At 71.8% G+C, this 25412-nt stretch carries 11 protein-coding genes and 16 pseudogenes; 19 read left to right on the top strand and 8 right to left on the bottom strand.

The window, feature by feature from the left end; all coding sequences use genetic code 11:
- Positions 1 to 1644 precede the first annotated feature (1644 nt).
- Positions 1645 to 2085 (bottom strand): hypothetical protein, encoded by a 441-nt coding sequence (locus UK94_RS19560; RefSeq protein WP_041938999.1) that lies wholly within the window; start codon positions 2083 to 2085, stop codon positions 1645 to 1647.
- Between the two features lie 925 nt (positions 2086 to 3010).
- Between UK94_RS19560 and UK94_RS58545 the strand changes: the two are divergent.
- The 10 genes and pseudogenes from UK94_RS58545 to UK94_RS74405 form a co-directional block, all read left to right on the top strand.
- Positions 3011 to 3484, top strand: a pseudogene (locus UK94_RS58545) (ATP-binding protein); the annotation flags it as partial.
- A 43-nt stretch (positions 3485 to 3527) separates the two neighbouring features.
- Positions 3528 to 3735 (top strand): annotated as a pseudogene (locus UK94_RS58550) (ATP-binding protein); the annotation flags it as partial.
- Between the two features lies 1 nt (position 3736).
- Positions 3737 to 4127: pseudogene (locus tag UK94_RS74400) on the top strand (ATP-binding protein); the annotation flags it as partial.
- Between the two features lie 103 nt (positions 4128 to 4230).
- On the top strand, positions 4231 to 4516 hold a 286-nt coding region (locus tag UK94_RS19570; RefSeq protein ID WP_235488754.1), incomplete at its 3' end, for a roadblock/LC7 domain-containing protein.
- Position 4517: 1 nt separating this feature from the next.
- Positions 4518 to 4668 (top strand): annotated as a pseudogene (locus UK94_RS58555) (roadblock/LC7 domain-containing protein); the annotation flags it as partial.
- Entirely contained in the window at positions 4665 to 5036 is a 372-nt protein-coding gene (locus UK94_RS19575; RefSeq protein ID WP_011602992.1) for a DUF742 domain-containing protein, read from the top strand. The pseudogene UK94_RS58555 and the gene UK94_RS19575, both read left to right, overlap by 4 nt.
- 47 nt (positions 5037 to 5083) lie before the next feature.
- Positions 5084 to 5394 (top strand): ATP/GTP-binding protein (locus tag UK94_RS58560; RefSeq protein WP_235488756.1); only part of this gene is annotated, 311 nt, incomplete at its 3' end.
- Between the two features lies 1 nt (position 5395).
- Positions 5396 to 5623, top strand: a pseudogene (locus UK94_RS58565) (ATP-binding protein); the annotation flags it as partial.
- A gap of 413 nt (positions 5624 to 6036) precedes the next feature.
- On the top strand, positions 6037 to 6429 hold a 393-nt coding region (locus UK94_RS58570), incomplete at its 3' end, for a styrene monooxygenase/indole monooxygenase family protein (RefSeq protein WP_313949552.1).
- A 1-nt stretch (position 6430) separates the two neighbouring features.
- A pseudogene (locus UK94_RS74405) lies at positions 6431 to 6661 on the top strand (FAD-binding oxidoreductase); the annotation flags it as partial.
- A gap of 332 nt (positions 6662 to 6993) precedes the next feature.
- Here the strand turns inward: UK94_RS74405 and UK94_RS58575 are convergent.
- The 3 genes and pseudogenes from UK94_RS58575 to UK94_RS58585 all read right to left on the bottom strand — a co-directional run.
- A partial coding sequence (locus tag UK94_RS58575; protein WP_235488758.1) for a hypothetical protein occupies positions 6994 to 7392 on the bottom strand: 399 nt, incomplete at its 5' end.
- Positions 7393 to 12734: 5342 nt separating this feature from the next.
- Positions 12735 to 13124 (bottom strand): annotated as a pseudogene (locus UK94_RS58580) (cation:proton antiporter); the annotation flags it as partial.
- A gap of 1 nt (position 13125) precedes the next feature.
- Positions 13126 to 14288: pseudogene (locus tag UK94_RS58585) on the bottom strand (cation:proton antiporter); the annotation flags it as partial.
- A gap of 475 nt (positions 14289 to 14763) precedes the next feature.
- On the opposite strand from UK94_RS58585, the pseudogene UK94_RS58595 reads away from it, so the two are divergent.
- From UK94_RS58595 to UK94_RS58620, 6 genes and pseudogenes are all read left to right on the top strand, one after another.
- Positions 14764 to 15206 (top strand): annotated as a pseudogene (locus tag UK94_RS58595) (arpA protein); the annotation flags it as partial.
- 1 nt (position 15207) lies between these two features.
- A pseudogene (locus UK94_RS58600) lies at positions 15208 to 15498 on the top strand (arpA protein); the annotation flags it as partial.
- Positions 15499 to 15565: 67 nt separating this feature from the next.
- Positions 15566 to 15843, top strand: a pseudogene (locus UK94_RS58605) (class I SAM-dependent methyltransferase); the annotation flags it as partial.
- A 1098-nt stretch (positions 15844 to 16941) separates the two neighbouring features.
- On the top strand, positions 16942 to 17082 hold a 141-nt coding region (locus tag UK94_RS58610), incomplete at its 3' end, for a choline/carnitine O-acyltransferase (protein ID WP_235488802.1).
- A gap of 1 nt (position 17083) precedes the next feature.
- Positions 17084 to 18283 (top strand): annotated as a pseudogene (locus tag UK94_RS58615) (choline/carnitine O-acyltransferase); the annotation flags it as partial.
- A gap of 1 nt (position 18284) precedes the next feature.
- Positions 18285 to 18792 (top strand): annotated as a pseudogene (locus tag UK94_RS58620) (choline/carnitine O-acyltransferase); the annotation flags it as partial.
- A 97-nt stretch (positions 18793 to 18889) separates the two neighbouring features.
- On the opposite strand, the gene UK94_RS58625 reads toward UK94_RS58620, so the two are convergent.
- On the bottom strand, positions 18890 to 19304 hold a 415-nt coding region (locus UK94_RS58625), incomplete at its 5' end, for a DUF2461 family protein (RefSeq protein WP_235488760.1).
- A 1-nt stretch (position 19305) separates the two neighbouring features.
- A pseudogene (locus UK94_RS58630) lies at positions 19306 to 19540 on the bottom strand (DUF2461 family protein); the annotation flags it as partial.
- A gap of 313 nt (positions 19541 to 19853) precedes the next feature.
- Here UK94_RS58630 and UK94_RS58635 point away from each other — a divergent pair.
- The 3 genes and pseudogenes from UK94_RS58635 to UK94_RS58645 all read left to right on the top strand — a co-directional run.
- A partial coding sequence (locus tag UK94_RS58635) for a thiamine pyrophosphate-binding protein (RefSeq protein WP_268761512.1) occupies positions 19854 to 20302 on the top strand: 449 nt, incomplete at its 3' end.
- Position 20303: 1 nt separating this feature from the next.
- A pseudogene (locus tag UK94_RS58640) lies at positions 20304 to 21127 on the top strand (thiamine pyrophosphate-requiring protein); the annotation flags it as partial.
- A 1-nt stretch (position 21128) separates the two neighbouring features.
- Positions 21129 to 21641 (top strand): annotated as a pseudogene (locus tag UK94_RS58645) (thiamine pyrophosphate-dependent enzyme); the annotation flags it as partial.
- A 1227-nt stretch (positions 21642 to 22868) separates the two neighbouring features.
- Here UK94_RS58645 and UK94_RS58650 read toward each other — a convergent pair.
- Both UK94_RS58650 and UK94_RS19650 read right to left on the bottom strand, forming a co-directional pair.
- Positions 22869 to 23312, bottom strand: a 444-nt coding sequence (locus UK94_RS58650; RefSeq protein ID WP_235488763.1) for a hypothetical protein, incomplete at its 5' end; no start/stop codon positions are given.
- A gap of 1213 nt (positions 23313 to 24525) precedes the next feature.
- Positions 24526 to 25411, bottom strand: an 886-nt coding sequence (locus tag UK94_RS19650) for an LLM class F420-dependent oxidoreductase (RefSeq protein WP_235488764.1), incomplete at its 5' end; no start/stop codon positions are given.
- Position 25412 lies beyond the last annotated feature (1 nt).

Raw genomic sequence — 25412 nt, forward strand, 5'->3', positions numbered from 1 at the left:
GCTGCCCCGGGAAGAGCGATCTCGCATGCCGGATCCGCGCCTTGACCCGTTCCCCGTCGACTTTCGCGTGCACGGCCTGCGCACGCACAGCGAGGCCGGCGCGCGGGATGATTTCAAACAGATGATCTCCCAGCTCGTCGATGCGCTGCATCCGGGCTTCCGGCTGATAGGCGCCAACCCCGGGGACGCCGGGATCGATGTGTTCCTCGGCCACCTCGATGACCGGATCATCGCCTGGCAGGCGCAATACCTCCTGCCATTGGNGCGGGAGAGCCATCGCGCGCAGATCAGGGACTCGTTCCGAGCCGCGGTGCGAAATGCCCGCGAGCACGGCCACGGAATCGACCGATGGATTCTCTGCGTTCCCGGCTCGCTGGACCAGCCGACGGCGATGTGGTGGGACCGCTGGCGGCGCGAGCAGCAGGCGGCGACCTCGATCCGCATCGAACTGTGGGACGAGAGCGGTCTGCGGGCCCGGCTCGGCCGGCCGGTGGCCGCGCACGTGCGCGCCGCCTTCTACGCGTGGCCCCGCGCGGCCGGCTATGCCTGGTCCGGCAGGGCGGACGGCCCGACGCCGGTCCCGGATCCCCCGCCCGCCCGCCGCACCGCGCCCGCGGACGTGTCCTGGTCGGGCGGTGAGACGGTGCGGGTGGCGGCCCGCGCCTGCCTGCTGGAAGGCAATCCGCGGGAGCGGCGCGGCGGCGACGGATCGTGGGTGCTGCGGGAGGGAACCGCCTCGTTGCCTGGTCCGCCGGCGCGCCCGGTGTGGTTCCGCCACGTCCTCGTGCGCCGGCCGGGGTTCGCGGCGGACGCGAAGCTCGCGACCGTGGACAGTCAGATCCGCCTGCTCGCCGAGATCGGCGGGCGGCCTGGCCTGCCCGACCTGATCGAGGGCCAGGTGACGCCGGTGGAGGCGGGTCTGGTCGCCGGCCGGCTGGCGGGTCCGACCTGGCGGGAGGTCTTCGGCCCCCCGCGCCGCGCCGACCGGGGGTCGGTCCGGCCCCGTGTCCATCCGGTGCGGCTGCCCGGACCCGGCCACCCGTCCCCGCGCCCGCCGGCGGGCCCGAGGCCGTGGGGCGCGCTGCCGGGCGAGGGGCGGGTGCCGCCGGGCCGTACCTGGGCGCCGAACCCGTCGACCGCCGTCGCCCTGCTGCGCGCCGCCGCGGACGCGGCTGACGTCCTTGCGGCCCTGCACGAGGCGGGACACAGCCATCGGGCTCTGACCCCCGACGGCCTGATCCTGCCGGGAACCGGTCCGCAGCCGGGCCCGCCGGCGCTGCGTGACCTGGGGCTCGCCACGGTCGCCCGCCATGCCGAGGAGGGGCCGGCCGAGTACCGGGCCCCCGAGCAGGAGCGCCTCGGGCTGCACAGACCCCGCATCGGGGTGCGCACGGACGTGTTCCGGCTGGCGGCCATGGCCTATCACTGCCTGACCGGCGTCACGCCGGCGCGCGGCGGGCCGGCGCCGCTGCGCGGGCTACCGCTGCCGTTTCCGGTGCCGGACACCCTCGACGAGGTGCTGGTCCGGGCGCTCGACTCGGATCCGGCGCGCCGGCCCGCCCGCATCCGCGTCCTCGCCGACGCCTTCCGGGTCGGCGCCGACCACCTGACCCGCTGCGGCTACTGACGGCTTCCCGGCGCTCGCTACGGCGTCGAGGCGGCGGCGCAGACCGTCGACCGGGCCAGCGCCAGGATGGCGCCGGCGGTCGGCTGGTCGGGGGTGACGCCACCGTCGGCGAACCGGGCCGGGATGCGGGTCAGCGCGAGGCGATCGCCGCCCTCGGGGAGGTCGTCGACGCAGATGTGGGTGCCGTCGTCGCGCAGGGCGGTATCGCTGCGGCCGGCGGCGAGGGCGGGGAACTGCGCGCGGAAGGCCGTCACGAACGTCGCCGCCGCCTCGGAGTCGTGCACCAGGTCGAAGTCGCTCACCCGGCCCGCGGTCGACGCGCCGGCGCTGGGCGTGGTCCCGGGCGGCGGCCCGCCGGATGCCCCGGCGCCGCCAGCAGCGCCAGTGCCACCGGAACCGCCGCAGGCTGCGAGAACGGCCACGACGGCGGTCAGGGCGAGCGCCCGCCAGTTCTTCATCGGCTCCCCTTGCTCGTCGAAGGATCCTCTGCCCGTCGGAGGATCCGAGGTTCGTCGGAGGATCCCTGCACGCGGAAAGATCCCTTTGCTCGTGGAAGGAGCAGAGGCTAGCCGGCGCGGACGGGTGCCCCGCCGGCGGGGGGCGCGCGGGCGACGTCCGCGCGCGTCGTGGCGTGGCCGGCGGCGCCGGTCGAACCACGGACCCGCCCGCGCCGATCCACGCCGTAGCGACCCCGTTGGTCGCACCTAGCGTTCCGGGTAATGGAAAATGTGCCGCGCCACCGCTGCGCCGGGCAGCATTGCGCGCCCCCATGGGCATCCCGGTGGGCGCATTGCCGCCACCTCGGGGAGCGTGTCCGCGCAATGCGCTGTCCGCGGGTTGTGCCGGGCACGGTTGACCCGACGAACCCGAGGTTCCCGCCGTAGCCGCAGGCCAGCCGCCTGCCCGCCGCCCTCGTCCGGTGTTACCGGCGCCACTGCGGCGGTTGGCCTCGCTCATTCCCAGCATCGATCGGAACAACTAGGGACATGTCACCCCGGGATCGGGCAAGTCGGTTGGACGAGGCCGGCGGGCGTCTGATTGCATACCAGCCTGACGGGGGTGCCGAAGGCGGGAGGGACCCGCACGAGAGAGAGCAGTAAGGACGGGATGACGACACGAGCCCGAGAACTGTTCCAACGATCGCGCGCCCTGCTCGGAAACTCCCGCGAGGTCGCCGCGCAGCTCTTCGCTTCGTCCGGGGCGCACGCCCGCCCGGCGGTCCCGCCCACCGCGGCGCCGTCGAGTCCCACACCGGGCTCCGCACCCATGCCAGNGCATTCCATCACCCCGTCGGCCACCACCGCCCAGGCCACGGGCACCGCCCCGTCGGCAGGCAGCGCCCCGGCTGCGCGAAGCGCCCCGGCTGCGGACACTGCCCTGTTGGTGGGTAGCGCCCTGTCCGCGGGTAGCGCCCTGTCCGCGGGGAGCGCCCTGTCCGCGGGGAGCGCCGTCTCGGCGGACAGCGCCCCTGCCGCGACCCTGCCCGCGCCCACGGCGGACGCGCAGACGCTGTCGGCGATCTGCGCCGACGTCGCCCTGCGCGACCTGAACCTGGTCGACTCCCTGCTCTCCCAGCTCGAGGAGATGGAGGCCCGCGAGGAGGATGCCGAGCGGCTCGACGAGCTCTACCAGCTCGACCATCTCGCCGCCCGGCTGCGCCGTAACGCGGAGAACCTGCGCATCCTCGCCGGGCGGGACGCCAACGAGACGGCGTCGGAGACCGCGGCGATGGTCGACGTGATCCGCGCGGCCATGTCCTCCATCGACCACTACTCCCGCGTCACCATCGGCCGGGTCGTCTCGCTCGGTGTGGTCGGGTTCGCCGCCGAGGACGTCGGCCGACTGCTGGCGGAACTGNTCGACAACGCCACCAAGTCGTCTCCGCCAAGCGCGCCGGTGNGCGTCGGCGTGCACCTGACCGAGCAGGGCAGCGCGCTGCTGCGGGTCGAGGACGAGGGCATCGGCCTGCCCGCGGAGCGGATGCGCCGGCTCAACGAGCGATTGCGCGCCGGTCCGACCCTCGACGACGACGCCGTGCGGCACATGGGGTTGGCCGTGGTCGGGCGGATCGCGGCCCGGCACGAGATGCGCACCTGGCTCGACCGGCGNCACCCGCACGGGACGACCGCCTCGGTGCTGCTGCCCGCGGCGCTGATCTGCGAGCTGCCCGAGGCGAGCTGGTCGGGTGCACAGACCGTCACCGTCGCTCCCGCCGTGCGTACCGTCGGCCCCGCGGCGCACGTCGCGACGGCCGCCGGGCTGCCGGGACGCCGGGCCGCGCACCTGGCCCGCCCGCGCCCGGCCGCGCCCGCGGCCCACTCCACGCGGCCCACCGCCTCCCCCGCGCTGCGGCCCGTACCGAACCCGTCCTCGAACCCGCCACCGAGCCCGGCCGCCGTCGAGACCACCGCCAGCGGCCTGCCCCGCCGGGTGTCGCGCAGTCTGAAGAGCGGCACCGGCCCGCTCGCGGCCTCCCCGCCGGCCGCGCCCGCGGCGGGGGNGGCCCAGGTGACGGACCACGAGCGGCTGCTCGCCGATCTCGGTGCGTTCACCGAGGGTGAACGGGCCGCCCGTGACGAGCAGCGAGGGGCGTGAGGGAAGCCGTGACGGACACGACCAACCGCCAGGGACGCGACGACTTCACCTGGCTCATCAACGACTTCGTCGCCAGGGTGCACGGGGTCTCCCACGCCCTGATCCTGTCCTCCGACGGGCTGTCGCTCACCTCGTCGGACTCGGTCAGCACCGTCGAGGGTGAGCAGCTCGCCGCGATCGCCAGCGGGATGCTGAGCCTCGCCCGCAACAGCGCCGCGCTGTTCGACAAGGGGACCTGCGAGCAGATCATCGTCCGGCTGTCGTCGGGCTACCTGCTGTTCATGGGCATCGATGNGGGCGCGGGCCTCGCGGTGCTCACCGACGCCGACTGCGACATGAAGGTCGTGGCCTACGAGATGACCCAGTTCGTGCAGCACGCCGGCCACGCGCTGACCCCGCAGACCCGAGCGGACCTGCGCCGCGTCCTCTCCGGCCGGCAGCTGTGACGCCGGGACCGCCGGCTCTGCCGCGTACGCGCAGCCGGCGCATCCGCCCGTACACGCTCACCGGGGGACGCACCAGGACCCGTCACCACCTGCTGGTGGAGACGCTGGTCTCGGTTCCCAGCTACGACCCGGCGCTGAGCGAGTCGCTGATGCCCGAGTCGAAGGCGCTCTACGAACGGGCCCGGACGCAGCTCTCGATCGCCGAGCTGTCGGCGCTCCTGTCGATCCCCCTCGGCGTCGTCCGTGTGCTGATCAGTGATCTCGCCACCCAGGGCGCGGTGTTCATCCATCCGACGGCGCACGCCTACTCCCATGACCGCGGTGTGCTGGAGCGGATCCTCAGCGGCCTGCGGGAGCTGCCGGTCTGAGCGGGAACGCGGCGGGGCAGGTCGCCGGCGCCGACCCGGACCGGCTGATGATCTCGGCGAAGATCGTGATCGCCGGAGGGTTCGGCGTCGGCAAGACGACGATGGTCGGCTCGGTGTCGGAGGTGCCGCCGATCAACACCGAGGCATGGATGACCGAGGCCAGCGAGGGCGTCGACGACCTGCCCCCGCACGGCGAGAAGACCACCACGACGGTGGCCATGGACTTCGGCCGGATCTCGCTGGACTCCGACCTGGTGCTCTACCTGTTCGGCACGCCGGGCCAGGCGCGGTTCTGGTTCCTGTGGGACGACCTTTCCCGCGGCGCGCTGGGCGCGATCGTCCTCGCCGACACCCGCCGNCTCGACCAGTCCTTCGCCGCGGTCAACTACTTCGAGCATGATTCGACGGTGCCCTTCGTCGTCGCGGTCAACCTGTTCGACGGCCGGCTGTGGCACGACCTCGACGAGGTGCGGGACGCCCTCGCGTTACGGCCGGGCATCCCGCTGATCACCTGCGACGCGCGGGACCCGGCGTCGACCGCCGAGGCCCTGCGCGAACTGGTCCGCTACGCCATGTCCCTGGCCTGACCCACCAGCCCCGGCCTGACCCAACGTCCCCGGCCTGACCCAACGTCCCCGGCCTGACCCACCGTTCCTGGCCTGACCCCGAGGAGGACGCACTCATGCGCAAGATCCTGATCGTCGGCGCCGGCCAGTCGGGCCTGCAGCTCGCCCTCACCCTGCGGGAGCACGACTACGACGTCACGATGATGTCGGCACGCACCCCCGAGGAGATCCGCACCGGCCGGGTGATGTCCACCCAGGCCATGTTCCACACGGCGCTGCAGNACGAGCGCGACCACGGACTGAACCTGTGGGAGGCCGACGCGGTCGGGATCCAGGGGCTGGGCGTGTCGCTGGNGGCGCCGGACNGCACCCGGGCGCTGGACTGGTTCGGCCGGCTCGACCATCCCGCCCAGTCGATTGACCAGCGGGTGAAGATGGCCGGCTGGTCGGAGCTGTTCGAGGAGCGCGGCGGCAAGCTCATCATCTCCGGGGTCACCACCTCCGACCTGAACTCCCTCGCCGAGCTGTACGACCTCGTCATCGTGGCGGCGGGCAAGGGCGAGCTGGTCGGCCTGTTCGACCGGGACCCCGCCCGCTCGCCGTACACCGCGCCGCAGCGGGTGCTGTCGCTGGCGTATGTGCACGGGCTCGCGCCGCGCCCCGAGCACCCCGACGCCCCCGGCGTCCGCTTCAACATCGCCCCCGGGGTCGGGGAACTGTTCGTCATCCCGGCGTACACGCTCAGCGGGAACTGCGACATCCTGTTCTTCGAGGGGATCCCCGGCGGCCCGCTGGACTGCTGGGACGACCACCCCGAGCCCGCCGAGNACCTGCGCCGCATCCTTGAGCTGACCCGGACGTACGTGCCGTGGGAGTACGAGCGCTGCGCCGACGTGGAGCTCACCGACGCCCAGGCCACGCTGGCCGGCGGCTACACGCCGGTCGTGCGCCGGCCGGTCGGCGAGCTGCCGTCGGGCCGGGCGGTGCTGGGGATGGCCGACGTCGTCGTCGCCAACGACCCGATCACCGGGCAGGGCGCGAACAACGCCGCGAAGTGTGNCGCCTCCTACCTGGACAGCATCCTCGCCCACGGCGACAGGCCGTTCGACCGCGCCTGGATGCAGGGCGCCTTCGACCAGTACTGGGACTACGCCCAGCACGTCACCACCTGGACCAACGCGCTGCTCGCCCCGCCGCCGGAGCACGTCCAGCAGATCCTCGGCGCGGCGGGGGCACACGACGCCGTCGCCCGCCGCTTCGTCAACGGCTTCGACGACCCCAGCGACTTCCAGCACTGGTTCCTCGACCCGACGAAGACCGCCGCCTACCTCGCCGGCTTCTGACCTCGGCCCGGTAACGACGCCGCGGGCCGCCGTAAGGCGCGACGGCCCTCAGCTCGGTTTGGCGCCTCGAACCCGATCGCAGTCGCGCTGCGCCTTGCGCAGCGCCTCGGCCGGTTCGAGCTGACCGCGCAGCGCGAGCTGCACGTTGGTATGGATGGCCCTGCTGACCTCGGCGTAGCCCAGCAGGCCCGCTGGTCGATAGGCCTTGGTGGACGCGGCCGCCGCCTGCAACGGCGGATACTGCTCACGCAGCTCGGCGTCGGCCCGAACGGTGCGGATCGTCGGTATCGTTGCCGATCTGGCGAGAATCTTCTGCGCGGGCACGCTGGTCATCCAGTCGATGAAGCGCACGGTCTGCCGGAGGCGCCGGCTGTACGGGTTCACGAACAGGCTCCAGCCGCCGACGGTGGAGTACCGCGGGCCTCCGGTGGTGAAGGTGGGCAGCGGNGCCACGGCGACATCATCGACGATCTGAGAGGTCACCGGCTCGATCAGGGCCTGCCAGGCCGTGCCCCACCCCCGCATGAAAAGCGCGCGGCCGGCTCTGAACTCCTGGGTGACGTGTGTCTCCTGAAATCCCATCACCGCCGGCGGGGAGATGCCCTCCGCAATGAGGTGCCGAGCGAAGCGCAGCGCCTCGACGGCCGGTGGGCTGTTCAGCGGCGCCGGTTCGAGGCGGCTGGTGGCGATCGGCGCCCCGGACCCGGCCGCGAACTCGGTCCAGCAACAGGTGAGGCCCTCGTAATCGGCAGCCTGCCAGAGAAAACCGTTGAGATTCGGGGCGTGGGCGCTGTCCCGGCAGATGGCGGCCAGCTCCTGCCAGGTCGCCGGCGGCCTACCCACCAGGGATGGACGGTAGTACAGCACCCCCTGATCCGCGAACAGCGGCGCGGCGTACGTCCGATGGTCGTACTGCGACGCGACCACCAGGTCGGGGTCGTAGCGATTCCAGAACGCAGGGTTCAGCCGGCCGTCCAACGGGGCCGCGATGCCGTTATGGCCGAACTCCGCCGGCCAGATGACGTCACCGAGATAAACATCGGGTCTGGATTCCCTACTCTGAATCGTGCGTCGCAGGCTTTCCCGCATCGTGTCGGTTCGGGTGTCGGCGGCGATCGTCGTGACCCGACCGCCAAGATTGTCGCGTTCGTACAGATCGACGAGGATCCGGCCGGGATCGTTCGCGCTCTGGGTGATCGAGCTCTTGAACCAGGTGACGTCGTCCGCGTCGGGATCGGGCGGCGAGGACTGGTGGGAGGAGTCGACGGCGCCGTGCTCGCAGCCCGCTGCTAGCCCACCGGTGAGCAGGCCTGCGAGCAGCACCGAACGCCGGGTAGGCGGCCGGCCCGGGNGGTTGACGATCATGGGCACTCCCGCCAGGGGGGTACGTCCGGCACGTATTGGCGCCACTGCTGCGGGGTGAGTTCCAGGTCCAGCGCGCAGATGCTCGCCTCCACCGCGGCCGGTTCCACCTGCCACAGCGCTGGCGTGCCGTTGTCGCCGGCGCTTGCGATCTGTCTGCCGTCGGAGCTGAAGGCGACCGCCGACGCCGACCGCCGGGTCCGAATGATGCCGCGGGAAGCGTGAGCGTCCCCGCCGTCCCAAAGCTGCAGGGTGCCGTCCGCCGCGGCGCCGGCGATCAGCTTCCCGTCCGGGGAGAAGGCCAGCGACACGATCGGCTGGGAGGGCCCACTGATGATCGAGGAAGGCGGATCGCCCGGCAGGCGAACCGGCCACAGCGCGACCGTGTGGTCCTCGCTGCCGCTGGCCAGCACCATGCTGTCCGGGCTGAAGGCGACCGCGTCGACCGGCGGCAGGTGGTGGTAGCGGGCCTTAGCCCGCCAGCCCCCGCTGTCGGCGTTGCCGCCGCAGATCTTGCCGGGCTGGCAGACCTTGTCGTACTGACCGACGCTGCCGTCGTCGCTCCCGCTGGCGAAGTGATCGCCGTCGGGGCTGAAGGCAACGGATCGCACCGGCCCGAGGTGACCGTGGAACACCGTGGGCGGCACGGTGCCGTGCTGCAGCGTCCACAGCCGGACGCTCGCGTCCTGCCCGCCGCTGACCAGCATTTCGCCGTCGGGACTGAATGCAATGGAATAGACGGCGCCCACGTGGCCGGTCAGCGTCGTCTCCAGCCGCCCGTCGGCGGTGCGCCAAAGCCCGATCCGCCCGCCGCTCAATGCCCCGGCGAGCAGCGCGCCGTCCGGGCTGAACGCGAGCGCGAACGGCTCAGCGCCGTCGGTCGCCGGGCGGCGGGCAGAGGTGCCCGGCGCCGAGCGGGCCGCGCCGACGCCTTCGGTCTCGGCGGAGGGAGGCGTCGAGCCGCCGAGCACGAGTGGCGCCCGCCGCCCGGTGGTGTCCCATAGCGTGATCGGGTGGCGCGGCGCACCGGTGGCGAGCAGGCCACTTCCGGCGGGTCCGAAGGCCACCGCGCTCGTCCCGGGCACGGCCTCAGGGCCACCGGTGGCGACGTCCCACAGCCCCACGCTGCCGTCGAGTCCTGCGCCGGCCAGGCTGAGCCCGCCCGCGGTGAAGGCCAGACCGCTGACTGACCCGGTCGGTCCGGCGAACGCACGCCGCTGCTGGCCGGAGCGCCAGTGCCACAGCCGCACCGACGCGTCGTCCCCGCCGGAGGCTATCGCCTCGCCGTCGGGGGAGAAGGCGACCGCCCGCACCCGGTCATTGTGCCCGGTGAGCACGACGGTAGCCCCGGCGCTGGGGTTCGCGGTGTTCCACAGCCGCACGGACCCATCGTCGGACGCGCTGGCCAGGCTCGTCCCGTCCACGCTGAACGCGACCGCGCGCACCGGACCGGTGTGTCCACGCAGCGTGGCGCGGGGAGTCCCGCTGGNCACGTCCCACAGCACGACGTCAGTGTCGGAACCGGCGGTGGCCAACAGCCGGCCGTCCGGGCTGGCGGCGAGACCCTCGAACGGTGAGCCGTTGGTCCGCCACGCCCGCCCCGTCTCTCGCAGGGTCGCGACGTCCCAGGTCCGCACGGTGCCGTCCTGGCCAGCGGTGATCACCTGAGTCGAGTCGCGAGAGAAGACGATGCCGTTCACCGGCTCGCCCGTCCCGTGGATCAGCGCCGGCGGCCGACCGGAAGGGAGATTCCACACCGCGATGTCGCCCGACCGCCCGGCCACGGCGAGCAAGTCGCCGCCCCGGTCAAAGGCGACCGCATACGCGGGACCGNCGAAGCGCAGCGGGCGGTGCGTGTTCCCCCGCAGGTCGATGAGGTCCACGCCCTTGCCCTCGGTGGCGGTGGCCAGATGGAGCCCATCGGGGCTCGCCGCGAGCGCGTGTACCGCGGCGACGTGGGTGACCGAGCTGACCGACGGCGCCGTCTCAGTGCGGTCGAAATACAGTTCCTGCAGCGTGAGCAGGTTGCTTGTGGCATTGTCAGTGTGACATGGACTGGTGGAAGCGGCGAGGCCAAGCCTGAGAGCGTCGCGGGGATTGTTGTCCCGCAGACCCTGCGCATTCTGGACAAGCCGCTCACTCACCGCCTTGCATTGACTGTACCGCGCGTTCCCCTTCTCCGTCTCCGCGTCATGCGCCTTACTGTTCGCCTCGACGGCCTTGTAGACGGCAGACGTAAACAATCCCGCCACTACCAACGCCACACTGCAAGCGATGAAGATCTGCTTGCAGCGGTGACGGCGGCCCTGACGATAGCTTTCCTTGAGGAAAGCGCGGGATCCCTCCGAGGTGCCGAGCTGGTCGATACAGTCCAGGATCTCCGACCGATAGCCGGTCAACCGACGCAGCCCGTGGAGCGGGTGGCCACGCCCTGCAGGCCGCTGTGCGCCCAGCAGGGAGAGCAGAGCCGCATCAAGTCGACTGAGGGACCACAACCGGACTGCCTTCTCGTGCTTGGTCCGCTCCCACTCTTCAGCGGCATTCTTAGCCGCCCGCTGCTCCAGGAGCAGGGCTTGGCGGNCCCCCATCATGTCCTTCAGCGGCTGCCATCTGATGAACCCGGCCTCGTGGGTGACGATGACGTAGCCATCATCGGTCTTCCTCAGCAGCCGCCGTGCCTCGAAGGCGTCGAGGTCGGCGTGCGACTCGGCGCCGATGTCGCGCCAGGGCCGGCGCAGGCACACCGGCTCGCCGTCGTGNCCGATCGCGACCAGCTCCAACAGGCTGGTGAGGACGGTCTGTCGATCCCGCCCAGCGTCCACCCGCGCCATGAGGGCCTCGCCGGCCTGCCGATCCAAGGCGTCGTGGACCGTGCCGACCCGCTCGTAGCCCTCGACGTCCAGCCTGCCGTCGGCGGCAGTCGCCTCGAAGAGCCGCCTGAGCGTAAGTGCCAACAGCGGCAGGGCATCGCCGCTGCCGGTGTCTCTGACCAGGAGGTCCACTAACTTCGGCTCGACCTCCCGCTTCGCCTCCTTGGCCGGTTCGCGGATCACGTCACGCAACTGGGACCTGTCGATCGACCTGAGCAGGAAGAGTTGGATCTGCGGGAACCCCTCTGCCATACGCAGTCTGTCGAGAAACTCGGATCGCAACGTCGCCAGGACGCNGACCCGGACCCGCGGCCCGGCCGCGGCGGACAGCAGTCCGGCCACCGCCGCCATGGCACTCCTGCCCTGAGTCGAGATCGCCTCGTCCACCTGATCGAGCACGATCAGCAGGTTGGCGTCCTTGGTAGAGACGGCCCTTGCCAGCAGATCGTCCGCGACGGCGCGCAGGCCGGCGCTGGTCGGGAAGGCCGCCAAGGTCGGGACCGACTCGTCGCCATCACCCTCGGGGCGCAGGCGCTCCCGCACGCCCTGCGCCGTCCAGTCGTCAAGGCCGAGGTACCCGGCGGACACGACGAACGCGGCGNCCAGCGGAGTCAGCAGATCCTGGTCGACCGGCACGGTGGGCAGTGCCGCCCAGCCGGGCTCCNCCAGAATCCTGGGCAGCACGCCGGCCTGGGCCAGCGACGACTTGCCGCAGCCGGAGGGCCCGACGATGAACACCGGGTCGACCCTGGCGGCAGGCTCGGTGGCCCGCAGCCGCTCCAGCACCTCGCGAATCTCCCTCGCCCGGCCGAAGTACGCCCACGACCGCTTGCTGTCGAAGCTCTCGAGGCCGGGAAACGGATTCTGGAGCCCGCGTCTCGCGGAACCGATCAGCCCGTTGGCGAGCGGGCCGGTGGGACGGCCCTGGGGCCACTGCGTGTCGTACGCCTTCAGCGCGCTCCGCAGCCGTAAAATCGCCTCGGGGTGCTCGGGCGACCATTTCCAATACTGCGCACGTTCGAGGAAGGGAATCGTCNCCGGCGACGCGTCCCGCACGAACNGGAGAACTCGTTTGCCGCGATCGATCGCGATCGCCACCTCGGCTACACACCAGCCCGACTCGGGGTAACCCGGCGTCACCAATGCTAAGACCGCGTCGCAGGCGTGTAGCGCCTGGGAGATCCGTTTTTGCCAGTCATCCCCTACTTGTATGTCGCTCTCGTCCAGGAACACCTGGTGTCCGTCCGCACCGAGTATCTCCGCCAGGCGAACAGCGTCATCCCTGTGTGGGTGCCGATAGCTGATGAAGAAGTAAGCCACGCGCNCGCCCCCCTTGCCGGCCAGCCAACTTGCGGGCCGAAAACCGGGCAACCTCATTACGACAGCGGGTCAAGCGCTACCGAGACAAGTCGGCTAGCGACGACCTCTGCACCCTTGGTGGCGCCCTACGAGTTCCTGGTCAGAGTATGTGCTCTGAGATCAGGGGATGACGGAATTTGGCGCAGAAAGTATGAAGTCCGGGGTTGTCGACTACCTCGCTGGATTCCGAGGCAGCCNCCTCGCCTCGCCGCTCGGCGCCGGCGCCGCGGTGGCATCGAGGGGTGACCGGGTGGCCGGGATGGGGGTCACCGGCGGCACGGGGATGCCGAGGCGGTCGAGCAGCGGGCTGGTCGCCGCGGTGGTGAGCAGCGCCATCACGACCAGCGCGGTGAAGGTCGTCTGGTCGAGTACGCCCATGTCCAGGCCGATCTGGGCCATGACGATCTCGGTGAGTCCGCGGGTGTTCATCAGCACGGCGAAGGTCGTCGCTCCTCGGCGGCCCAGCCCGAACAGTGCGGCGGCACCGCCCGCACCGATGATCTTCGCCGCGAAGGCCACCACCACGATCAGCAGGATCTCCAGCAGGCCACGCCCGTCCACGGCGCCCAGGTCCACCGACAGGCCCGCNGCGACGAAGAAGACCGGCAGCAGGATCGCCCCGAACCGCTCGATGTTCGCCCCCAGGTCCGGCGCGAGCCGGCCGAGACTCGACCGGGGCAGCGCGGTGCCGAACGCGAACGCCCCGAACACCGGGTGCAGGCCGATCTCGGCGGTCGCCCACGAGCAGAGAAGCAGGCCGACGACGGCGAAGGTGAGCAGGGCCGGACCGACGCTGCGCGGATCCGCCCGCGCGGCCGCCCGTTGTGCCAGCACCCGGGCCAGCGGCGCCACGACGATCGCCAGCGCGGCGACGAGGCCGGCGAGTTCACCGACCATGCGCAGGAACCCCCACGGGCCACTCGCGTGCACCACGGCGACGACCACCGCGAGCGTGCACCAGCCGATGGCGTCCCCGATGACCGCACAGGTCAGCGCCATCTTCCCGACCGCGTCGCCGGCCATGCGCCGCTCGGTGAGAATGCGGGCGAGCACCGGCAACGCGGTGATGGACATGGCGGTGCCGAGGAACAGCGCGAACGGCAGGAGGTCGACCGCCTTTCCGTCGACGCTGCGATGCCACGGATGCAGGACGACGCCGACGCCGATGCCGCTGCCGAACGGCACCAGGATCGACGCCGCCGTCAGGGCGACCGTCAGCCCTCCCCGGCGGCGGACGTCACCGAGGTCGTGGTCGTAGCCGACGACGAACATGAACAGCACCAGGCCGAGCTGGGACAGGATGTTCAGAGAGGGGCGGGTGTCCGGAGGGAACAGCGTCCGCGGAAGATCACCCGGCAACAGGCCCAGCAGGCTCGGGCCGAGGGCAAGGCCCGCGAGGATCTCGCCGATCACCACGGGCTGGCGGCATCGGCGGGCCACCTGCGCGAACAGCGCGCTCAGCGCGATGATGAGCGCCGCGTCCGCGAAGACGACGGCGACGACATGATCCGCATGCGAGGCCACTGCTGGCGTCCTCTCGATTCTCCCCCGGCCGCGATTGCCACGGCCGTCACCGGAAGCGGAATCGGAATCGGGCTGGCACAGATGGTAATCAGATCCGCTCACCGATTCGCCAGTTCGGAGAATCTCGATCGCAGGCCGCGGCGCTCTGCGGTCGGCGTGCGGGCAGGCTCCGCAGGCGCCGAGTCGGTCCCGTGCTGGTCGACGCGCTCCGGGCGCGCGGCCGGGCACGCGGTGTTCCGCCGGATTCGTAGCACGTTCGGGTAGGTGAACTCGGTCGACGCGAGCAGGCGCGGGCTGGCCCAGCGTCGGCCCATCGCCCGCACCCAGNGGTAAAGATGCAGGTCACCGGCCTTTGAGGTCCCGATGGAAAGCGCTGATCGAGCCTGGTCTTAGCAGCCGCGCTGCGGTACACGCCAACAGTTCCGACCGGGCATACCACCGATCGTGTCGCATCTCACACTAACCATCACCATCGTGACTTCCAGGTCAACATGGGGTAATTCCCGTTCCGGTCACGAGTGGTTCACGTTGCCGGGGACACCGTGAACGGGTGGTGGAGAGGAGTGTCATGAGTGCGGCGGACGCTCGATCAATCAGCGAGTTGGTCGACACTACGAGTTATCCCCTCGCCGACCCGGCCAACCCGCTGTGGTGGACCGCCGTCTCCCGCGCGCGGCACGATCTGCGTACAGACGGTTGTTGNGTGCTACCAGGATTCATCCATCCCACCGTGTTTCCTGCCCTGGCTCGAGAATGCGCCACCGTGGCCCCGCTGGCCTACGACGAGATCGAGACCGTCAACGCCTACAACATTGCGACCGACGCCGCGCTGCCGCCCGACCACCCCGGCCGGATCGCCATGCGCCGGGGTAACGCCTTCGTCGCCCGGGACCAGATTCCCGCCGACTTCGCCATCCACCGGCTCTACCGCAGCGAACCGTTCCAGCGCTTCGTCGCGGCGTGCTTCGGGCTCGTCCAGGTGCACGAACTGGCCGATCCGCTGGCCGGGCTCTGTCTGAACGTGATCAGCCCGGGGCTGGAGCACCCCTGGCACTTCGACACCAACGAGTTCGCGGTCAGCATGCTGACCCAGGAGCCGGAGTGCGGCGGCGAGTTCGAGTTCTGCCCGAACATCCGCACGGCGCANGCGGAGAACTTTCCCGCCGTCCGGGCCGTGCTGGCCGGCGAGGGCGCTCATCTCGTCCGGCGCCTGGTCCTTCGCCCCGGCGACCTGCAGCTCTTTCTCGGGCGTTATTCCATGCACCGGGTCAGCCCCGTCCAGGGCGGGATCGCCCGCCATTCGGCGATCTTCGCCTACACCGAAAGGCCGGGAGTGCTCGGCAGCGTCGCCCGCACCCGCCAGCTCTTCGGTCGCGTCCTGCCCGGCCACCTGGCCGCGGAGGCGAGCGCCGTGCGCGTCGACGCGCTGCTGGACTGAAACCCGCCCTCGTCGAGCCCCCGCCGGTCCCGACAGCCGCCCCGCCGTTCGAGGAGGAGCGTCCCGCGTGCATTCCGACGCCGACCCCACCGACGCCAACCCCACCGACGCCCGACCCACCGACGTCCATCCCCTCGGCGCCCATCCCATCGACGTCCGCACCATCGACGTCGACCTCGATGCCGATGCCGATCCGGCCGGCCCGCTCGACGACGAACTGCGGTTCGACGACACCGGCAAGGTCGCCCTCGACCACATCTACACCCAGCCCGACCCGCAGGCCTACTTCAGCACCCTGCGCAGGCTCGGCTACCACATTCCCCAGCTCGCCAAGCCGTTCTTCAGNCGGCTCATCGACGAGTGCCGGGNCCAGCGTCGACTCCCTCCGACCGTGCTGGACATCGGCTGCTCCTATGGAATCAACGCCGCGCTGCTGCGCTGCGACCTGACGATGGACGACCTGTTCGAGCGGTACGGCGCCGAGCCCGGCCCAGGTCGGGACGCCCTGCTGGACCGCGACCGCGAGCTCGTCCGCGCCCACCGCCGGCCGAGCGGGACCCGCTTCGTCGGCCTGGACACCTCCGAGCCGGCGATCTCCTACGCGGTGGCCGCGGGTTTCCTCGACGAGGCCGTCTGCGCGGACCTGGAGCAGCGGGATCCCACCGAGGCCGAACGCGCCCGTCTCGACGGCGCCGACCTCGTCATCTCCACGGGCTGCATCGGATACGTCAGCGAACGAACCCTTACCCGGGTTGCCCGCGCGGCCGGTGACCGGCGGCCCTGGATGGCCCACTTCGTGCTGCGGATGTTCCCCTTCGCGCCGTTCACCGAGGCCCTCGACGAGCTCGGCTACGAGACCGTCCATGTCGACGGGGTGTTCCCGCAGCGGCGCTTCGCCTCCGCCCAGGAGCAGGAGCAGGTCCTCGACACGCTGGCCTCGGTGGGCGTGGATCCCCGCGGGCTGGAGACCGAGGGCTGGCTCTACGCCCAGCTGCACGTTTCCCGGCCGCGCGGTGCCGCCGGACGCGGGGCGAACCGCCCCGTCTTCGGCCAGCAGCCGGCCGGCACCCTTACTGGCCGGCGAGTCTGAGGACCGTGACGGCGAGCCTGAGGAAGGACCGCGACGGCAAGCCTGAGGACGGTGGCGGCAAGCCTGAGGACGGTGGCGGCTGATCCGAGGNCCGCGGNCGCGAACCCGCGAGCTCTGGTGAGCCAGTCGGCACCGCCCAGGGGTGGCGACGACCCGCACGATGCGCTCGCCTCATGGGACCCTCTAGCTCCGGCCGAGACACACCAAGACCAGCAGACACACCGAGACCACCCGAGCCGCCAAGACCAGCCGAGCCGCCAAGACCAGCCGAGCCGCCAAGACCAGCCGAGCCGCCAAGACCAGTCGAGCCCCTGAGACCAGCCGAGCCCCCCTGAGACAAACCGAGGCCCAGGATGAACGCGACCCCATCCGACCAGCGCACCACCGGAACCTTCGCCTACGACGACCTGCTGCCCCGGGTGCCGCTGCCCACGCTCGCGGCGAGCTGTGAGCGTTTCCTCGAGTGGTCCGCCCCCCTGCTCACCCCGGCCGAGNGCGCGGCGACCGCGGCGGCCGTGACCGCCTTCCAGGGCTCCGACGGCCCCGGCCCGGTCCTGCACGCCGCGCTGGAGCGCTACGAGGCGACCGAGGGCGTGCGGAGCTGGCTGGACGACTTCTGGGACTCCCGCTACCTCGGCCGGCGGGACCGTATCGCGCTCAACGCCAACTACATCTTCCTGTTCGCCGACAACGCCGCCGCCCGTGCGGCGGAGCAGCCGCAGGTCGAGCGGGCCGCGGGCCTGATCGCGGCGGCCGTCGACTACAAGCTGCGCCTCGACGACGAGCGGATCGAACCGGTCCGCCAGCGCGGTCAGGTGCTGTCGATGGCGCAGAACACCTACCTGTTCTCCACCACCCGGATCCCCGGTGCCGTGCAGGACACCGTGCGCACCCCGTACAGCGAGGCCTGGCCCGGCCCCTCCCCGGCCCGCCACATCGTGGTCTTCCACCGCGGGAACATCATCCGCCTCGACGTGGTCGGCCCGGACGGGCAACCGTACACGCTCGACGACCTCACCGCGGGCCTCACCGCCGCGCTCAAGGCGGCACCGACCCGGGCGCCGGCCGACGTCGCCGTCGGCCAGCTCACTACGAAGGCGCGCGCCGCCTGGGCGCAGAGCCGGGAGCGGCTGTCCGCCCTCGACCCGGCGAATGCCGCCGCGCTCGACACCATCGAGACCGCGTTGTTCTGCCTCTGCCTGGAGGAGGCCACGCCGGCCGACAACCTCGCCGCCTGCGACCAGCTCCTGCACGGCGACGCCGGCAACCGCTGGTTCGACAAGGCGGTCTCGCTGATCGTGTTCCCGGACGGCCGGGCGGGCATCAACGTGGAGCACTGCGGTCTGGACGGCACGACGATCCTCAGCTTCGTCGACGACCTGCTGTCCACCTCCCCGCAGGAGCACTCGGCGAGTTCCGGCGCCCAGCCGCAGGGCCTGCCCGCCGTCGAGCCCGTCGAGTTCGTCCTCGACGCCGACCTGCGCGCGGACATCGCCGAGGCCGGGGCCTCGTTCACCGACTTCGCCGCGGCGACCGCGTCGACCGTGCTGTCCTTCGACGACTTCGGCCAGCAGCAGGCCAAGGCCCTGCGGACCTCGCCGGATGCCTTCGTCCAGCTCGCCTACCAGCTTGCGCACGTCCGCGCCAAGGGGCACGTGGGTGCCACCTACGAGTCGATCGCGACCCGGCAGTGGCNGCGCGGACGCACCGAGGCGATGCGGGTCGTCACTCCGCAGATCCACCAGTTCGTCGCGGCGATGCAGGACCCGGCCGCCGACCCGGCGACGAAGCGGGCCGCGTTCCGCGCCGCCGCCGACGCGCACGTGCGCCGCGCGAAGGACTGCCAGGCCGGACGCGCCCCGGAGCAGCACCTGTGGGAGCTGCAGTTCATCGCCCGCCGCCAGGGCGCCGAGCTCGGGGTGCGGGAGCCGATCGCACTCTACGACTCCCCCGGCTGGGTGAAGACGCGTGACGACTTCCTGAGCACCAGCTCGGCGCCGTCGGTCAACGTCGAGTTCTTCGGCTTCGGCTCGACGAGCAGCCAGTGCATCGGCGTCGCCTACGTGCTGCTGCCGGATCGGTTCAACCTCTACCTGAGCACCCCGCGCGCGGTCGCCGGCGGCCTGTACGCCTTCGCCGAGCAGCTGGCCCTGGCGCTGCGCGAGCTGCAGGACCTCCTCGCCGACGAGCCGCCCGCGCAGTAGAACCTCCCGCCCGGCCCGGCCCCGCCTCGGTTGCCAGGCCGGGCGGGACCCCCGCGGAGGGGTGGGCAACCCCGGCCCTGCCCTCGTGACCCGCCGGTCAGCGGCGACGGTCCTGGGGCAGGCGGGTGGGACCGACGTGGCGGTCGAGCCAGTCGCGCAGGACCCGCATGTCGCGCCAGGCAGCGGCGACGCGCTCGGCGCATGCGGGCTCGGCGAGCCAGGACGGTTCGCCGAACTCGCGGTGGGCGGTCATCGTGCGGTGGCGCAGCAGCTCGATGCGCGGATGGTCGGCGTCGTAGCCGCGCGGGTGGGTCTTCAGCCGGTTGCCCGAGATCTCGTAACCGTCCTTGCGCAGGCCCGCGACGACGGCTTCGAGCTGGGGGCCGGTGACGTCGTCGGCGACCGCCGCGCGCAGCCGCTCCACCTGGTCCGGCGCGGTCTGCCAGTAGCCGGTGGCCACCATCAGCCCGGCCGCGGACACCTGGACGTAGCCGCCGTGCTCGTTGTGGGCGNCGATCGCCGTCTTGTACGGCGACTTGTCCTTCGAGAAGCGGACGTCGCGGTTCGGCCGGAACACGTGCGGCTCACCGAACTCCGGTTCCAGGGCGTCGAGCAGGGCGAGCATCGGGCCGCGCACGGCGTTGGCGTACATCTCGCGATGGTCCGTCCAGTAGGCCTTGCTGTTGTCGGCCTCCAGCCCGTCGTAGAAGACCAGGGCCTCTGGGGGGAAACCGGTGAACTCCGACATCGGTCCTCCATTCACGGCGACGGACGGAGATGAGCCGCTCCAGCCGAGCGACGGCGGTTCGCGTTCGGGCGCAGCCTATGACCGGCCACCGACAGAATCGGCCGGGACCCCGCGGACCGCGGCCTCCCCGCCGCGTGCGCCATCCATGCGGTGCCNCGTTCGACGCTGCGTTCGACGCTGCGTTCGACGCCGTGCACGGCCGGGTGGGAACGCCGCCGGTTTCAGACGCCGGCCGCGGGTAGAGCACCCGGCATACCGGCATGGGCACCGGCCGGCATGGGCACCGGCGACGCGCGACGAGAGGAACGGCGTCATGAGCCAGACCGTGGGCGACTTCATCCTGGCCCGGCTGCGCGACTGGGGCGTCGAGCACGTGTTCGGCTATCCCGGCGACGGCATCAACGGACTGCTCGCCGCCTGGGGGCGCGCCGAGAACCGGCCTCGGTTCATCCAGGCGCGGCACGAGGAGATGGCCGCGTTCGCGGCGGTGGGGTACGCGAAGTTCTCCGGGAAAGTCGGGGTCTGCGCGGCGACCTCGGGGCCGGGCGCGATCCACCTGCTCAACGGGCTGTACGACGCCAAGCTCGACCACGTCCCGGTGGTCGCGATCGTCGGCCAGACCAACCGCAGCGCGATGGGCGGCTCCTACCAGCAGGAGGTCGACCTGCTCAGCCTGTTCAAGGATGTGGCCAGCGAGTACGTGCAGGTCGTCAACGTCCCCGAGCAGCTGCCCAACGTCCTGGACCGGGCCCTGCGGGTCGCNCTCGCCGAGCGGGCCCCGACCTGCGTCATCCTGCCCGCGGACGTGCAGGAGCTCGACTACTCTCCGCCGACGCACGCGTTCAAGATGGTGCCGTCCAGCCTCGGGGTGCGCTGGCCGGCGGTGTCCCCCGACGACGCCGGCGTGCGCGCCGCGGCCGAGCTGCTCAACGCCGGGAAAAAGGTCGCGATCCTCGCCGGCCAGGGCGCCCGCGGCGCGCGGGCGGAGCTGATCGAGGTCGCCGACCGGCTCGGCGCCGGCGTCGCGAAGGCGCTGCTCGGCAAGGACGTGCTGCCCGACGACCTGCCCTTCGTCACCGGCGCCATCGGCCTGCTGGGCACCCGGCCGAGCTACGAGCTCATGCGGGACTGCGACACGCTACTCACCATCGGTTCAAGCTTCCCCTACAGCCAGTTCCTGCCCGATCTGCACCAGGCCCGCGCCGTGCAGATCGACATCGACGCCCGCTACATCGGCATGCGTTACCCGTACGAGATCAACCTGGTCGGGGACGCGGCGGCGACCCTGCGGGCGTTGCTGCCCCTGCTCGACCGCAAGGAGGACCGCTCCTGGCGGGAGACGGTCGAACGCAACGTGGCCCGCTGGTGGGAGACCGTCGAACGGGAGGCGCACGTCGAGGGCAGGCCGATCAACCCGATGCGGCTGTTCTGGGAGGCCTCCGCCCGGCTGCCCGACAACGCCATCCTGGCCGCGGACTCCGGGTCGGCGGCGAACTGGTATGCCCGCGACCTGCGCCTGCGCGGGGACATGCGCGGCTCGCTGTCGGGAACGCTCGCCACGATGGGCCCCGGCGTGCCGTACGGGATNGGCGCGAAGTTCGCCCACTCGGACCGGCCGGTCATCGTGTTCGAGGGCGACGGCGCGATGCAGATGAACGGCCTGGCCGAACTGCTCACCATCGCCCGCTACTGGCACGAGTGGGCCGACCCCCGGTTCGTCGTCGCCGTGCTGCACAACAACGACCTCAACCAGGTCACCTGGGAGATGCGGGCGATGCAGGGCGCACCGAAGTTCACCGAGTCGCAGACGCTGCCCGAGGTGTCCTACGCCGACTTCGCCCGCGCGGTCGGCCTGCACGGGGTCGCCGTCGACGAGCCCGGCCAGCTCGGCCCCGCCTGGGACCGGGCACTCGCCGCCGACCGCCCGACGGTCCTCGACGTCCGCACCGACCCAAACTTCCCCCCGATCCCGCCACACACCACCTTCGAGCAGGCCAAGGACGCCGCCGAGGCCCTGCTCAAGGGCGACGAGAACCGCTGGGGCATCATCTCCGCCGGCCTGCGCACCAAGGTCCAGGAACTCCTCCCCCACCGCGGCTGACGCGCCGCCCCGGGCTGCCTCAGGTGCGTGCGCAGGCATTGAATCGAACCCCGCCGGCCGGACTGGCGCGGGCGGCTGGGGCCTGCTTCGTAGGGTCGATGGACGATCCGCTGGACGTCGCGCCGACGATGGGGAGCTCGCCCGTGTTCGTGGACCGCGTCTTCGTGCCCGACGGGCTCGCCCCGCAGGCGGAGGGCCGGGGGCGGTGGCCGTTCACCGTGCCGGCCGTCGCCGCCATCCTCGACGGCGGGCTGGCGCTGACCCGACCGGTGACGTTTCTGGTGGGCGACAACGGGTCGGGCAAGTCGACGCTGGTGGAGGCGATCGCCGAGGGCTTCGGACTGGATTCCCACGGAGGCCGGCTCGGCACCCGCCGCGGCCGGCCGAACCCGGAGAAGACCCCGCTCGNCGAGGTGCTCCGCCTCGACGTGACCGCGGCCGGGGCCCGGATGCTCGGCGGCCCGCGCGCCCGGAAGAAGGGCTTCTTCCTGCGGGCGGAGACGGCGTTCACCCTGACCGAGAACCTCGCCGGCGTGCCCGGCTACTGGGAGGAAGACACCCGCAGGATGAGCCATGGCGAGGGTTTCCTCGCCATCCTCCGGTCGATGTTCGACGCCCCCGGGTTCTACGTCCTCGACGAGCCCGAGGCTGCCCTGTCCTTCACGGCCAACCTGCACCTGGTCGCCCTGCTGCACGAACTGGGGACGACCGGAGCGCAGATCGTCTGCGCCACCCACTCCCCGATCCTCGCCGCGACGCCCGGCGCCGACATCGTCGAGGTCGGCGCACACGGCCTGCGCAGGACCACCTGGGACGACCTCGACCTCGTCGCGAACTGGCGCCAGTACCTCAACGGCCCCGAGCGCTACCTGCGCCATCTGATCCCCTAGGGGCCCTTGTCGGTGATGACGGCGGTGCGGGGGCGGGGCGTTTCGCCGGCTGGCGTTCCAGGGTCTGCCGAGCCTGGTCCCGCTCGCCGTACAGCTTGGGGTTCGCCAGGCTGAACCCGGTCACGGTGCGGCCGGGCCCGCGAAACGGGATGATCCGGTCGGTCAGTTCCACGTAGAGTGCGGTCAGGAGGGTGTCCAGGTCGGCGGTCATGACAGGCCCCGGGGTCCGGGCGTGCGGCGTGCTCGCGTGCAGCGCTCCGGCAAAGCCGGTGTTCGCCGGTTCTGACGCGCCGGNCTGGTGCCGGAGACGTGTCGGCGGGACTGCCGTCGGCGCGGGTCAGCGTTCGTTGCCCGCCCTGAGCCAGGCGATGTAGCCGGCGGCTGCACGGGCGGTGTCGTACTCCGGCTCGAACCCGGTGTCCTGGCGGAGCCGGGTGATGTCAAGAGCGGCACCTGGCCGGCCGGCGCCGGCCGGGAGGTCGAGTTCGGCCTCGGGCACGGCCTCGCGGATCGCTGCGATCACCTCTGCGTTCGTGGTCACCCGCCCGGACGCGATGTTGTAGGTGCGGTGCTGGAGATGCCCGGCGAGCTGGATCAGGGCTATCGCGCGGCCGGTGTCCTTGACGTAGCACAGGTCGAGCCCGTCGCCGAGGCGCGGCGGGCTGAGCAGGGCGGACAGGTCCAGGGGCTTGCCGCTGGCTGCCGCGTGGATGAGCGCGGGTGCGGCGAAGAACGGGTCCTCGTGGCCGAGAGGGCCCCAGGTGCCGGAGATCCGGAGGCTNACGATCTCTGTGCCGGTCGCCTCCGCGAGCTGCTCCCCGAGGAGCTCGGCGATCTTCTTCGACCGCGGGATCGGGTGCGGGGCGGTCAGGAGCACCGGCAGGTCCTCCGTCAGCGGGCCGCTGTGCTGGATGCCGCCGTAGTAGACCCCGAGCGTGCTGGCGAGGCTCACCCGGCGCACGCCCCATTCCGCGGCGACGCGGGCGATGTTGAGGAGCCCGTCGAGCAGGCCCTGGGTGGCCTCGATGCCCCCGGCCGTGCCTCGCGGCGCAGGGTAGCCCGCGAGGTGCACGATGCCGGTGATCTCGTGGCGCTCGCCGATCGCCCGCAGCGCGCCCAGGTCGGCGACGTCGGCCTGTTCCGCGACGACGGGCAGGTCCGCGAGTTGCGGGGGGNCCCGGCCGCTGNGGCGCTGGATCACGACGCTGGGCTCGCCGAGGCCGTGCAGCGCGCGCACGGTGTGGGAGCCAATGAACCCGGACCCTCCAGTGACGAGAATCATCACGCTCCTTTCGTCAGCTCAACAAATCATCAGTAGAACTGACGGTCAGTGTAGTGGTATTATCGGGAAGTGTCGAGGCCGCGTTCTGGCGCAGCGGGCCAGGTCCGCGCGCGTGACGACGTGCTCGGCTATCTCCTCAAGCACGCGCACCTCGCGCTGGAGCACCAGGCGCAGNCAGCGCTCGCCGACCTCGGGGTGACCGTTCGNGACCTCGGCGTGCTCAGGGTCATCGCCAGCGGGGAGGCGCAGTCACAGCAGGAAGCCGCGGCCGTGCTGGGCGTCGACCGCACCTCGATGGTCGCGCTCCTCGACGCGCTCGAACGCCAGGGAATCGTCGCGCGCAGCCCCTCGGAACAAGACCGGCGGCGCAACATCATCGCGCTCACTGATCACGGCTGGGAGGTATTCCGGCAGGCAGAGAGCCGGTACTCCGAGACCGAGCGGGACTTCACGGCCAGGCTAGGCGACGCTGGGTCGGCCGGACTTAGGCAAGCGCTGCGGACCGTGCTCAGCGAGAACGGCCACGCCTGAGCAGGCGCCGGCCAAGTCTTCATCAAGAAGCGGCAGGTCACGCACTCCTACGGCGTGTGGCCGCACGGCCCTCCCACCAGCCACGAAATACCGATCAATGATCCAGCCGCCCGCCTGCGCGGTGCTTCAACCGCGGACGCGCGGTCAGCGGGTTGCGGGCGCGTCGCAGGTTGGGGGCGCGTCAGCGGAAGCGGGGGAGGATCTCGCGGCGGTAGAAGTCGAAGAAGCCGGACTGGTCGGAGCCGATCTGGGTCACGAAGACCTCGGTGTAGCCGGCGTCGAAGTACTCCTGGATCGCGCGGACGTGCCGCTCGACGTCCGGCCCGCAGACCGCCGACGCCGCGGCCATCTCCTCCGTGACGAGCGCGCTGGCCTGCTCGAAGTGCGTCGGCGTGGGAAGCTCCTGGGACAGTTCGCCCGGCAGCGCGCTGTTCGGCCACAGCGCGTGGACGGTCTTGCGGGCGTCGGCCTCGTCCTCGGCCCAGCAGACCTTCAGCGAGCCCTGCTTGGGCCGGCCGGCGCCGCCCGCCCCGTCGAACAGGTGCAGCAGGTCGGCGTCCGGAGCGACCCCGCAGTAGCCGTCGCCGATGCGCGCCGCCAGGCGGACCGCGGCCGGGCCGAACCCGGAGACGTACACCGGCGGCGGCTCGGCCGGCAGCGAGTACAGCCGCGCCCGGTCGACGGTGTAGTGCCGGCCGCGGTGGTTGACCGTACCGCCGCGCCACAGCTCGCGGATGACGGCGACGGCCTCCTCCAGCATCTCCAGGCGGACCTCGGTGGCCGGCCAGCCGTCGCCGAGCACGTGCTCGTTGAGCGCCTCCCCGGAACCCACGCCGAGCTGGAAGCGGCCGGGCAGCATCGTGGCGGAGGTCGCCGCGGCCTGGGCGATGATCGCCGGATGGATCCGCACGGTCGGGCAGGTCACCGCGGTGGTCAGCGGAACATGCTCGGTGACCTGCGCGATGGCGCCGATGACCGACCAGACGAACGGTGCCTGCCCCTGCGCGTCGTTCCAGGGGTGGAAGTGGTCGGAGATCCACAGACCGTCGAAGCCGGCCTGTTCGGCCN

The sequence above is a fragment of the Frankia sp. AvcI1 genome, assembly GCF_001420875.1.
Lineage (GTDB): Bacteria > Actinomycetota > Actinomycetes > Frankiales > Frankiaceae > Frankia > Frankia alni.